Source organism: Pseudomonas sp. MD330_10, from assembly GCF_042610415.1.
Lineage (GTDB): Bacteria > Pseudomonadota > Gammaproteobacteria > Pseudomonadales > Pseudomonadaceae > Aquipseudomonas > Aquipseudomonas rhodesiae.
Genome location: NZ_JBHGZU010000162.1, coordinates 1 through 237 on the forward strand (window position 1 = coordinate 1; position 237 = coordinate 237).

The following is a 237-nucleotide window of genomic DNA, read 5'->3' on the forward strand; positions in this document are numbered from 1 at the left end:
ACCTAAAGCAACGTCGTGCCGCTCAAGGCACTGCTGCTTTCGATCGCCGCGTTGTTTCTGGTCGTACTGCTAAACTACCTGGTAACGTAAAAAGTCTTTTTGTGGGTGACGTACATCGCCACCTTCGGCGCGATCTGGACCTGTGTGAAGATCCTCCTTGCGCAGCTCAAATTCCGTAAGAGCCTGCGCCCAGCCGAACGCAATAACCTGAATTACCTAATGTGGCATTAACCGGTC

The 237-nt window shown here is 52.3% G+C and carries 1 pseudogene; it reads left to right on the forward strand.

What is annotated here, in order from left to right:
- Nucleotides 1–6: 6 nt before the first annotated feature.
- A pseudogene (locus ACFZPT_RS27045) lies at nucleotides 7–225 on the forward strand (amino acid permease); the annotation flags it as partial.
- Nucleotides 226–237 lie beyond the last annotated feature (12 nt).